The 11,455-nt window shown below is 74.0% G+C and carries 8 protein-coding genes; 2 read left to right on the top strand and 6 right to left on the bottom strand.

Going from position 1 to position 11,455, the window contains the following annotated elements; all coding sequences use genetic code 11:
- The 5 genes from ACWF9Z_RS29690 to ACWF9Z_RS29670 all read right to left on the bottom strand — a co-directional run.
- The coding region (locus tag ACWF9Z_RS29690; RefSeq protein WP_453607032.1) for an S-adenosylmethionine synthetase N-terminal domain-containing protein at positions 1-389 on the bottom strand (389 nt) is incomplete at its 3' end.
- Between the two features lies 1 nt (position 390).
- Complete coding sequence (locus ACWF9Z_RS29685; protein WP_453607030.1) at positions 391-1,887, bottom strand: lyase family protein; 1,497 nt, start codon at positions 1,885-1,887, stop codon at positions 391-393.
- Positions 1,884-4,067, bottom strand: coding sequence for an FAD/NAD(P)-binding protein (locus ACWF9Z_RS29680; RefSeq protein ID WP_453607028.1), 2,184 nt, complete (start codon positions 4,065-4,067; stop codon positions 1,884-1,886). Before ACWF9Z_RS29680 ends, ACWF9Z_RS29685 begins: the two co-directional genes overlap by 4 nt.
- Positions 4,068-4,110: 43 nt before the next feature.
- The gene (locus tag ACWF9Z_RS29675; protein ID WP_453607026.1) at positions 4,111-5,130 is read right to left on the bottom strand and encodes a methyltransferase; all 1,020 of its coding nucleotides are present in this window, start codon (positions 5,128-5,130) and stop codon (positions 4,111-4,113) included.
- Positions 5,131-5,166: 36 nt separating this feature from the next.
- Positions 5,167-6,942, bottom strand: coding sequence for a class I adenylate-forming enzyme family protein (locus tag ACWF9Z_RS29670; protein WP_453607023.1), 1,776 nt, complete (start codon positions 6,940-6,942; stop codon positions 5,167-5,169).
- Between the two features lie 220 nt (positions 6,943-7,162).
- On the opposite strand from ACWF9Z_RS29670, the gene ACWF9Z_RS29665 reads away from it, so the two are divergent.
- Together ACWF9Z_RS29665 and ACWF9Z_RS29660 are read left to right on the top strand one after the other, a co-directional pair.
- A complete protein-coding gene (locus ACWF9Z_RS29665) occupies positions 7,163-8,824 on the top strand; it encodes an FAD-dependent monooxygenase (protein ID WP_453607020.1) in 1,662 nt (553 codons plus the stop codon).
- A gap of 208 nt (positions 8,825-9,032) precedes the next feature.
- Positions 9,033-9,899, top strand: a complete 867-nt coding sequence (locus ACWF9Z_RS29660) for an AfsR/SARP family transcriptional regulator (protein ID WP_453607018.1) — start codon at positions 9,033-9,035, stop codon at positions 9,897-9,899.
- On the opposite strand, the gene ACWF9Z_RS29655 is transcribed toward ACWF9Z_RS29660, so the two are convergent.
- Positions 9,839-11,314 (bottom strand): MFS transporter, encoded by a 1,476-nt coding sequence (locus ACWF9Z_RS29655; protein ID WP_453607016.1) that lies wholly within the window; start codon positions 11,312-11,314, stop codon positions 9,839-9,841. The genes ACWF9Z_RS29660 and ACWF9Z_RS29655 overlap by 61 nt on opposite strands.
- Positions 11,315-11,455: the final 141 nt, after the last annotated feature.

Below are 11,455 nucleotides of genomic sequence, written 5' to 3'. Positions count from 1 at the left end.
TGGTCGCCGGCGCCCTGCTTGTCGAGCTCGTCCTCATCGCCCTCGACCCGCTTCTCGTACGCGGTGTCCACGCCCTGCGCGATGTCGGGGGACTGTGCGCCGATGGACACCGACACGCCGCAGGAGGCGCCGTCGAAGCCCTTGAGGGAGGAGTCGTAGCCGATGGCGAGGATCTTGTCGCGGACGAGCTGCGCGATGGGCGCGTAGGCCTTCGTCGTGACCTCGCCGGCGATGTGGACGAGTCCGGTGGTGATCAGGGTCTCGACGGCGACGCGGGACGTGGGGTCCGCGGTGAGGAGGGCGTCGAGGATGGTGTCGCTGATCTGGTCGGCGATCTTGTCGGGGTGACCTTCGGTCACGGACTCCGAGGTGAACAGACGGCGGGACATGTCACTCCTGGGTGAGGGTGCGGGCGTGCGGATGGGCGTGCGGGCCGAGGGCCCGGTCGACGAGGAGCCCGGCGGCGCCGGTGTATCCGGCCGGATCGAACAGCGCGGCCAGCTCCGCGTCGCCGAGGTGCTCCCGGACCTCCGGGAGGGCGGCGAGCACGGAGTGCAGTGAGCTGCCGTCGCGGTCGGCGGCCAGCGAGGCCTCGGTGAGCAGCTGCCTGGCGCGGGCCCGGCCCAGCAGCGGAGACAGCACCACCGCCACCCGCTCGGAGACGACCTGGCCGCCGGTGAGCTTGAGGTTGTCGCGCATCCGGTCCGGTTTGACGACCAGCCCCTCGGCGAGTTCCACGGCGGTGTGCGCGGCGCCGCCGGCCAGCCGCAGGCACTCGCGCAGCAGGGACCACTCGGCGTGCCAGACCCCGGCGGAGCGTTCGTCCTCCGTGACCAGGCACTGCGTCAGCGCGCCCGCGAGGGCCGGGACCTGGAGGGCGGCGGAGCGGATCAGGGTGGCGAGCACCGGGTTGCGCTTGTGCGGCATGGCGGAGGAACCGCCGCGGCCGGCCGCGGCCGGTTCGCCGACCTCCCCGACCTCCGTCCGGGCCAGGGACTGCACGTCGACCGCGATCTTGCCGAGGGCTCCGGTCGTGAAGGCGAGTGCGGCCGCGAGGTCGGCGAGGGGGAAGCGCAGGGCGTGCCACGGCAGTCCGGGGCGCGCCAGTCCGGTCTCCTCGGCGAAGGCGTCGACCAGGCGCTCGGCGTAGGTGCCGGGGGAGGTGCCGGTTTCGGCGCCGGTGTTCGTGCCCGGGCTGGTGCCCGCCTCGGCACCGGGTTCGTCCGGCGCCGGGTGTTCCAGAGCCGCGTACTCCACGTACCCGGCGAGCGTTCCGGCGGCCCCGCCGAGCGAGACGGGCAGGGTGTCCTCCAGCGCGGCCAGCCGCTCGTCGGCCCGCAGCACCAGCTCGCGCCACCCGGCGGCCTTGAGCCCGAAGGTGGTGGGGACGGCGTGCAGGGCCAGGGTCCGGCCGGCCATCGCGGTGTCCCGGTGCCGTGCGGCCAGGGCGGCCAGCGCCCCGGCCGTCCGGCGCAGGTCGGCCCGGATCAGGCGCAGGGCCCGCAGGGCGACCAGCATGGCACCGGTGTCGAAGATGTCCTGGCTGGTGGAACCGCGGTGCACGTACTCGGCCGCCGCCGGGTCGATCCGCGCCACCCGCAGCCCGAGTTCCCGTACGAGCCCCACCACGGGGTTGGCCGTCTCGCGGGAGGCGAGCGCCAGGGCCCGGACGTCGAAGGCCCCGGCATCGGCGGCCGCCGAGATCGCCTTCGCCGCGGACGCGGGAAGAGTGCCCAGCTTCGCCTGCGCGCGGGCCAGCGCGGCCTCCGCGTCGAGCATGGCCTGGAGCCAGGCCCCGTCGGTGACGGCGGCCTCCACCGGGGTGCCGGCGCGGACGGGCGAGAGCAGCCCGCTGTCCGCGCCGGTGGCGGGTCCGGCCGCCGTCATCGCGACGCCCCCGAGAAACCGGCGCCGTCGAGACCGGCGCCGTCGAGGTCCGCGTCGTCGAAGTCCGCGTCGTCGAAGTCCGGCTCGTCGAGGTCCTCGGCGTCGGGGCCGCCGTGGTCGCGGTCGCCGGTCGGGAGCAGTTCCAGTACCGCCAGGGCGATCGCGTCGGAGTCGCCCAGGATCACCGAGTTGACCCCGGGCCTGATGCCCGCCGCCGTCACCCAGTGCACCGCCTCGGTGGGGATCCCATAGGCGAACCGGCGCGGATGGGCGCGCCCGTCCGCGTCCACCACCCGGTTGGGGCGCTCGGTGACGGACACCCCGCCCGTCTCGTAGGACGAACCGCAGGTGCCCGCGATCCGGTACGGGCTGATCTGGCCGGTCGCCAGCAGGTGCGCCAGCAGCGGATCCTCGGTGCGCCGCACGTCCGGCTCCGGGAGCCGCGCCTCGACCAGGATCCGGGCGTGCACGGGCGCCCCGCCCACCCGGTCGGAGGTGGCCTCGAAGGCCGCCGCCCCCGCGCCGTCGACGGCGACCCGCACCCGCATGCCCGGGCCGACGAGCCGTACGGTCCCGGCCTCCACGAGGGCGATGAGCTCCTCGATGCGCGAGGCCGGCGGCCCGATCGAGAGGTAGGCGTTGAGCGGGGTGTACCAGCCCTGCAGTTCGTCCCGGTAGGAGTTGCCCTCCAGCCGGCCGTGGTCCACCACCAGCCGGATCTCGTTGCGCAGGTCGCGCAGCACGTCCAGGGCCGACTTCAGCGGACCGCTGACGTTGCCGGCGCGCGCCTCGCGCACGTCCGCGGCCAGGTGCTCGAGCAGCCAGGCGTGGAACTCGCCGCGGTGGGCGAACACCCGCCGCCCGTAGGGCAGGGAGACGTCCTCCCAGTTCCAGTGGTCGGCGGCCGCGATGCCGAACTCCTCGAGCAGCTTGTGCTCCTCCTCGCCCGCCGACGCCGCGAGGTAGCGGTCGACGAGGGCCGCGCGCTCGCCGTCGCGCCCGGCGGCGGTCAGCAGCGTCCCGTAGTAGACGCTCTCCACCTCCTTGGCGACCAGCGGCCACACGTCGGTGCCGAAGTGCACCCGCTCGCCGTCCACGGCGCGGTCGGCCAGCTCCGCGATCAGGGCGGGGGTGAGCAGCCGGGGCAGGTAACGCCCGTGCGCTCCCTTCTCGTTCTCCCCGCGCGCGTGGTACGGGATCCCGCGCCGGGATCCCGCGTAGAGCGTGGGCTCGCGCCCCGACGGGACGTAGCGCAGCGCGTCCCCGGCCCGTTCGAAGCGGCCGCCCCGGCCGACGGTGAGCAGGGCCATGTGGTCGAAGAAGTTGAGGCCCAGGCCGCGCAGCAGCACGGGCTCTCCCGGGGCCGGATCCGGGAGACGCGCATCGGCCGGATTGGCCGGCAGGACGTGCGTCAGCCCGCAGGACCGCGCTTCCTCGGAGGTCCGGGCCTCGTCCGCCGTGGGCCTCGCCGCCACGTGGCCCTGGGCGAGCACCACCGCGTCGAGACCGGTGAGCAGGGTCCCGTCGGCCAGCCGCAGGGTCTGCGGCCGGCCGGACGCGCGGACGCCCGCGCCCGCGGAGGCGGCGCCGTCGTCGGGAGCCGCGTCGTCCAGGGAGACGGCCAGCGTCCGGTGCACGCGGATGGTGACGTGCCGCGGCGCGCCCTCGACCACGCGGTCGAAGGTCTCCTCCAGGTAGCGGCCGTAGAGGGCGCGGCTGGGATAGGAGTCGGGACCGAGGCGGCGCGCCTCGGCCAGTAACTCGGCGTCGGAGGCGTCGGATCCGCCGCCCCCGCCGTGTCCGCCCCCACCGTGTCCGTCGCCGTCGCCGTCGCCGTCGTGGGTTGCGGTTCCGGCGGCGGATCCGGCCGCGCCGCCCCCGGAGCGGGCGAGCGCCGAGGACCACTCGTACAGGCTCGGCCCGTCCTCGACCGGTCCCTTCATCTCCACGCTGTCGTCGGTGTACACGGTCACCTGCGAGGCCACCGTGTTCATCAGCAGCTGCCGCGACTGCGCGGTGCGCCAGACCTTGCCCGGACCGGCCCGGTAGGGATCGACCACGTGCACGGTGAGCGCGGAACCGGACGGGGACGTGCGCTCGTGGGCGCAGATGCGCTCCAGCACCGACAGGCCGCGCGGCCCGGCACCGACTATGCAGACCGTGAGTTCCCCGCGGCTCATCCGGCTACTCCGATTCGGGTGGAAGGGGCGGGTGCGCGCGTACTCACGCGACGGCCGCGACCAGCAGGCTGGTCTCGAGGGAGAGGGCGTGTACGGACTCCAGGCGAAGCCCCGCCGAGGCGAGGACGGAGCGGTACCCGGCGAGGTCGCGCTCGCGGCCGCCCGCGGCCATGAGCAGGTGCAGGTCGTACAGGAGCGGCAGCAGGGTCTCCCCGTGGTCGGGGATGACCCGCTCGAGGATCAGCAGCCGGCCCGACGCGGGCAGGGCGGCGCGGATGTGGGACAGCAGGGTCGTGCACCGGAGGTCGTCCCAGTCCTGGAGGACGCGGGAGAGCAGGTAGACGTCAGCGCCCCCGGGCACGCCCTCGAAGACGTCGCCCGACCTCGCCTCGTAGCGGTCCGGGCCGACGGCCTCGTCGAGGTGGGCCCGCGCGACGGGCACCATGTGCGGCTGGTCGAAGAGGATGCCGCGCAGCTCCGGGTGGGCCCGCAGGACCGTGCCCAGCAGCATGCCGCTGCCGCCGGCCACGTCGACCACCGTGCGGCAGCCGGCGAAGTCGAACGCCTCGAGCACGTCGGAGAAGAAGACGTTCCCCGCGTTCATCGCCCGCTGGAACTTCGCACCCGCCCCGGGATCGCGCAGGTACTCGTGCAGCGTCTTGCCGAAGGCGTGCTGGAACCCCGAGGTACCGGTGCGCACGGCAGGTTCCACCGCGCCCCAGGCCCGGTGGAACTCCTCGCCGTAGATGCGGACCATGTCCCGCATGGACCCGGGGGAGTCCGCGCGCAGCAGCTCCCCGGCCGGGGCCAGCCGGTAGCTCCCCGCTGGATCGGCGTTGTTCTCGCCGGTGTACTCGAAGACGTCCATCGCGGTCAGCAGCCGCATCAGCCGGCGGATGCCGTCGGGGCTGGCCTGCGTACGGGCGGCGAGCGCCTCGTCCGTGACGTACCCGGCCGCGACGTGGTCGGCGAGGCCGAAGGCGACCGCCGCGTAGAGGGCCTGGGACTGCCACGTCCCGGTGATGATGTCGACGACCCGGCGCACTGCTTTCTGGTCGGGCATGATCGGTCCTTTGTCGGTCAGCTGGCTGACGAGGGATCAGGCGGCGGACTGGTCGGCCGAGCGGCCGCCGGTCGGGCCGGTGGGCCTGGTGCCGGACGGGTCTGCGGTCCGGTCGGTGGCCTGTGAGGTGGTCCGGTCGGCAGGCCGGTCGGGCGATCCGTCCGCGGACGTGGCGACGGTCTTCGTGGCCGGCCGGCTCAGTACGTCGTGGTGGCGCTCGCGCAGGACGCGCTTGAGGACCTTGCCGGTCACCCCGACCGGCAGGTCCTCGCGCGCGGAGACGAGGATCAGCGCGTTGAGCCGTGCCAGGCCCGCCGCCTCCAGCGCCGCGTTGCACACGGAGAGCAGGTCGGCGGCGCTGCGCTCGACCCCGTCGGCGTAGTAGACGACCGCCGCGGGGCAGTACGCGCCCGGCAGCCGCGGGTCGGGCACCGCGACCACCGCCGTGTCCAGGGCCCGGGTGGAGTTCAGGACGACCTCTTCGAGGGGCAGGCTGTACACGTCCCCGGCCGCCGCCTTGATGACGTCGGGGGTGCGGTCCAGGTGGTACCAGTTGCCCTCGGTGTCCTTGCGGACGATGTCACCGGTGAGGAAGTAGCCGCTGAGCAGCGACTCCTTGTTCAGCGCCGGATCGTCCCAGTAGCCGGGGGTGACGCTCGGGGTCCGGACGCCGAGCATGCCGGCCTGCCCGGGGGACAGTTCGCGCCCGTCCGGGCCGAGCACCGCGGCCTTGCGGACCACCTTCGCCGGAGTGCCGATGAACCGTCCGTAGTGCGTGCTCCGCGCGGTGTGGGCCGCCTTGAAGAGGACCATGCCCATTTCGGAGGAGCCGAGGCCGTCGAGGTAGACCGAGCCGGTGGCGGGTCCGCCGAGGGCCACGAGCGGGCGGATGTGCCGCTCGTGCGAGGCGTCGCCCATGCCGTTCCAGGTGCGCACGCGCCGCGCCGCCTCCGGACGGACGGCCGCGGGATCGATCTCGGCGAGGGTGAGGGGGAACCCCAGCACGATGGTGGGCTTGAACCCGTTGACCGCCCGGGTCACCCGCTCGCCGTCGGCGCCGTCCAGGATGAGGGTGGGGATGCCGAGCAGCAGGGCCATGGACAGGTAGCTGATGCCCGCCGAGTGACTGTGCGGCAGCGCCGTGAGCAGCCGGTCGCTGCGCAACGAGGGGAAGGTCCACAGCCGTTCGCGCTTGCCGATGAAGAACGACCGGTGGTGGAAGACCGGGGCCTTGGGGCGGCCCGTCGTCCCGGAGGAGTGGGAGATCATCACGAGGTCGTCGGCGTCGTGCCGGTGCGGGTACGAGGCCATCGGCGCGGGCGGTCGCACGGCGTCCGTGTCGAGGGCGTGGATGTCGTGCAGCTCCGGGGCGCTCGCGCCCGAGGTCTGCCAGGCCGAGGTGAGGCCCTTGAGCAGATCGCCGTCGCCGACGACGAGCGTGGCCCCGGTGCGCAGGAAGTACTCGGACGCGGTCCGGGACTCCATGCGCGGATTGCAGTGGACGGCCGCCGCGCCCAGGCTGGTGACGGCGATGTGGTGCAGCAGGCCGAAGAGCCCGTGGCGGGTGTACAGGCCGACGTGGGAGGAAGGGGTCACGCCCCGCTCGCGGTACCAGTGCGCGTACCGGATGACGGTGAGCCGGATGTCGTTGAGGGACAGCCCGCGCCACTCCCGGTCCTCCCAGCCCGGCAGGGTCGGGTCCGGGTGGAACAGCAGTGGACGGTCGCGGTCACGGGATATCTCCCAGGCGTGCCAGAAGAAATTTCCCGCCCCCAGTCCCCGGTCGGCGGTAAGGCGCAGACGTTGCGCCACCGATCGGTGCGTGCCGAATAGGAACATGGAATACCTCACACTCCGCTGAGGGCTTCGGGAAGTCGGGCCCGGTCCTTCGACGAGTGTCCAGGTGGCATCTAAAGATCCTCTGGAGAGGAAATCCTCGTAATTCCCTATCAGGCCTTCCATCAATCCTTCAGAAGCGTGCCGGAGGATGCCACGCGCCCCTTTTGGAGTTCTCAGGCTGGAGGCCAGTTCGATGGACCGCCCCACGCGTACACCGGTCGCCATCGTGGGAGGCGGTCCCGTGGGACTGCTCCTCGCGCTCTTCCTGGACCGCCACGGAGTGCAGTCGGTGGTCTTCAACACCGGGGAATCGGTGCCGGCCGAACCCCGGGGCAGCACCCACGGAGCCCGCACGATGGAGCACTACCGCCGCCTCGGGCTCGCCTCCCGGGTGCGGGAACTGGGGCTGCCCGGCGGCCACAGCGCCGGCATCTCCTTCTTCACCCGCTACGGCGGACACCTGCTGGCCTCCCTGCCCTGGCCCGGCGCCGACGCCGTGCGCGCGGAGGTCGCGGCCTCGGAGCGGACTGACCAGCTCCCCGAACCCATGCACCGGGCCAACCAGATGTACGTGGAGCGGCTGCTGTGGGAACGGGCCGGGACCCGGCCCAACATCACCCTGCGTTACGGACACCGGGTCACCGGGATCACCGAGGAACCCGGCCACGTCACCCTCACCGAGCAGGGACCGGACGGGGGACCCCGCACCTGGCGGGCCGGGTTCGCGGTCGGCTGCGACGGCGGCCACAGCCTCGTGCGCCGCTCGCTGGGCATCGCCTACACCGGCGAGGGGACCCTCGACCAGGACGTGCTGGGACGCCGGGCCACCGCCGCGCACCTGCGCGTCCCGGGGCTGCGCGCACGCTTCCTGCGGGACCGGGCCGCCTGGAGCAACTGGGTCGTCAACAGCGAGCTCGCCCTCAACCTGATCGCCCTCGACGGAGCCGACGAATTCTTCCTGCTGACCAGTTCCGCCGACCCCGACCACACGGACGACGAGGCCGTCGCGGACCTGGTCCGCCGCGCCGCCGGGGTTCCGCTGCAGGTGGAGGTCATCAGCCGCCGCGCCTGGACCCCCGGCGCGGCCCTGGTGGCCGAGCGGTTCGGAGCGGGCCGCACCTGGCTCGCGGGCGACGCCGCGCACCTGTTCACGCCCAACGGCGGCTTCGGCATGAACACCGGGGTCGACGACGCCGCCAACCTCGCCTGGAAGCTGGCCGCCGCCGTCCAGGGCTGGGCCGGCCCCGGGCTGCTGCCCTCCTACGAGGCGGAACGCCGGCCCGTGGCCCTGCGGAACACGGCCGCCGCCCGCGAGCTGAACGTGGGCCTCGGGGCGATCGAGCGGCCGCCGGCCCTGGAAGAGGACACCGCCGAGGGGGCGGCCGCCCGGGAGAAGGCCGGCACGCGGCTCTCCGAGTACGGACTCCTCACGATGGCCACCACCGGCGTGCAGCTGGGCGCCCGTTACAACGCGTCACCGATCGTCGACGCCGCCGGGGACGCGGCGCCGCCCGACGACTTCACCTCCTACGCCCCGTCCGGGGTCCCCGGCGGCCGCGCCCCGCACCTGTGGCTGGGCGACGGCCGGGGCGAGGGCGACTCCCTCTACGACCGGCTGGGTACCGGATTCACCCTGCTGAGCCTGTGCGCCCTGGACCAGGACACCTCCGGGCTCGAGGCCGCGGCCGCCGAGAGCGGGATCCCGCTCACCGTCCTGCGGGTGCGGGACCCCGCCGCCCGCGAGCTCTACGAACGGGACCTGGTCCTCGTGCGGCCCGACCAGCACGTGGCCTGGCGGGGCAACCGGCCGCCCCGGGATCCGGCGGCGCTCCTGGCCCGCGTCACCGGGCATTGACCGCGCGTTCTCTTTCCCTCCACTTCCGGCAAGGGGATAGAACCAGTAATTCCGTTCTGTAGAAATGGCATGTCCCTCCGGGGTGCCCCGAAGTTGCCAAAGTGGTTCCCGAGTTCATCGCGCGGTGGCGGATTATCGCTACGGTCGAGGGGTTCCTGGCCGGGTGAATATCCGTGGAGGGGTAATGCAATTCTCTGTACTCGGGCCCATGTGCGTCACTGAAAACGGGGAGGACAGAACACCCAGTGCGCCCAAGCACCGCCAGATGCTCGCACTCCTCCTGATGAACGCCAACCACGTGGTGTCGATGGCCCAGTTCGTCGAGGAACTCTGGGAGTACAGCCCCCCGCCCAGCGCGGTCGCGGCCGTGCACACCTACGTCATGCAGCTGCGCCGGATCCTGCAGGGCACCGGCCCCGCCACCGCCACGGCCTGCCGGCTCGTCACCCGCGACCAGGGCTACGTACTGACCGTCCGGGACGGCGAGCTCGACCTGCACGCCTACGAGCGCCAGGTCCGCGCCGGCCGGGCCTCCCTCGACGCCGGCAACCTGGAGGCCGGCGCCCTCCAGATCCGCACCGCCCACGCCCTGTGGAGCGGTCAGGGACCCGTGGACGCACCGGCCGGACCGCTGCTGCGGGCCGGCCTCGCGGCCATGGAACGGGACCGGCTGGAGGCCATAGTCCAGCGGGTGCGCGCCGAACTGCGGCTGGGCCGCCACCACCAGCTGCTCGCCGAGCTCTGCGCGCTCGTCCACCAGGACCCCGCCAACGAGCAGCTCACCGGCCAGCTGATGCTGGCCCTGTACCGGTCGGGCCGGCAGGCCGACGCCCTCGCCGCGTTCCACCAGCTGCGCCACACCCTGCGCGAGGAGCTCGGAACCTCCCCGGGCCCGGCCATCCACCAGCTCATCACCGACATCCTGGCCGGCCACCCCCGGCTGGAACCGCCCACCGAGGGCGAACTGCGGCTCTCGCTGGACGCCGTGGCCCGGCTGCCGCGCAGCCCGGTGGGTCAGCCGCGCACCGGGACGGCCGGCTGGTCCGAAGCCACGCCGCTGCTGCTGGGCGCGTAGCCCGCGGGTTCGACGGCCTCCCGCCGTACGGCGCGCAGGCCGAAGCGGGCCGTGAGCGCCGCGCACGCCATCAGGGCGGCGCAGACCCAGAACGCCCGCGAAAGACCCGTGGTCAGCAGGGCCGGATCCGCGGGCCCGCCGCTCCCGCGGCCGGCCGCGCCGTACGCGCTCACCGCGAGGGCCAGCCCGACGGCGGCGCCTATCTGGCCGGCGCACTGCACCACACCGGCGGCCGCCCCCACCGCGCACCGGCTCACCCCGGACACGGCGGCCGTCTCGCAGGCCATCCACAGGAACGGCAGGCCCGCGCCGACCAGCGCGAGGCCCGGCAGCAGCCCCGCCGCGTACGAGGACGTGGGCGAGACCTGGGTGAGCAGCAGCAGCCCGGAACCGCTCAGGGCGCAGCCGGTCAGACAGGGGACCCGCGGACCCAGGCGGCCCAGCATCCGGCTGCAGAGCCGCCCGACCACGATCACCCCGCCCACCACCGGAAGCAGGGCGCAGCCCGCCACCCAGGCGGCGTAGCCGTGCACCTCCTGCAGGTACACGCTCCCGAGGAACACCACGGGCCCGGTGGCCGCCGCGACGAACACGATGCCGAGGGCGCCCGCGCCCAGCGAGCGGCTGCGCAGCAGCACCGCCGGCAGCAGCGGTTCGGCGGCCCGCGCCTGCCGGCGCAGGAACAGCGCGGCCAGCAGCCCCGACACGGCGAACACCGACCAGGTCGCCGTCCCCGGCCCCCCGTCGGCGGTGCCCACCAGCGCGTACACCAGGGCCAGCAGGGAGCCCACGAGGAACAGGGCCCCCGGCACGTCGGGGGCGGAGCCGCGCGCCCGGGTCGGGAGGTCGGGGGGACAGAGGCGTCGGGCCGCGACCAGCGCGCCGAGCGCGACGGGCACGTTGAGCAGGAAGGCCCAGCGCCAGCCGAGCTGGCTGACCACCAGGCCGCCGCCCAGCACACCCGCGACCGACCCGATCCCCCCGGACGCCGCCCACAGCGCGAGCGCCCGGCGCCGCGCGGGCCCGGCCGCCACGCGGGTGAGCAGGATGCACATGGCCGCCGGGACCATCACGGCGGCGGCGACCGCCTGCCCGGCCCGGGCCAGCAGCAGCACCGGCCCGTTCGGCGCCGCGCCGCAGAACGCCGAGGCGACCCCGAAGGCGGCCAGCGAGGCGAGGAGGAGCCGCCGCGACCCGGCCCGGTCGCAGAGCCGGCCGCCCAGCAGCTGCAGCCCGCCGATCAGCAGGACGTACAGGTTGGTCACCCAGTGCGCGCCGGCCAGGCTCATGCCGAGACCGTGCTGGATGTCGGGCAGGGCCAGGATGACGAGTCCGGCGTCGGCGTTCGCCAGCAACGGGGCGAGGGAGACCAGGACCACCACCCTGCGCGGGCCGAGCTGCTCGGTCGAGGGCATGGGGACTCCTGGGAAGCGGGGGGAGGGTGTGTGGGTCAGAACCCCGCCCCCTGTTCGCCGGTTGCACTTCGAGGCCCGTGCAACCCGATGGAAACCCCCGGTGTTCAAAGCAGTGAGAGCGCACGGCAGAGCTCTCCCCTG

Source organism: Streptomyces sp. NPDC054961 (assembly GCF_053609145.1).
This window is presented reverse-complemented; position numbering and strand designations above follow the sequence as displayed.